Origin of the sequence: Mesorhizobium abyssinicae (assembly GCF_049887195.1) — a bacterium.
GTDB classification, from domain to species: Bacteria; Pseudomonadota; Alphaproteobacteria; order Rhizobiales; family Rhizobiaceae; genus Mesorhizobium; species Mesorhizobium abyssinicae.
The window spans coordinates 1-201 of the sequence record NZ_JARAKC010000189.1; the positions used below are offsets into that span (position 1 = coordinate 1).

Consider the following 201-nt stretch of genomic DNA (forward strand, 5'->3'; position numbering starts at 1 on the left):
TGGTTGATCGACGCGAGCGGGAAAGGCCGGTTGCCTATCATTACGACTCCGCCGGGCCGCTCAACGAGCAGCCCGCGGCACAGCTCGCACGACGGCTGGGAGCCTGCCTGGAGCCGGTCCGCATGACCCAGCAGCAGAACGGCTATGATTGCGGCGTCTTTGTGCTTGACGGCACCAGGGCGCTGGTCGGACGACTGGGGC

1 protein-coding gene is annotated in these 201 nt (G+C 67.2%); it reads left to right on the top strand.

What is annotated here, in order from left to right; genetic code table 11:
* Positions 1-201, top strand: a 201-nt coding sequence (locus PU724_RS34180; RefSeq protein ID WP_426213890.1) for a hypothetical protein, incomplete at both ends; no start/stop codon positions are given.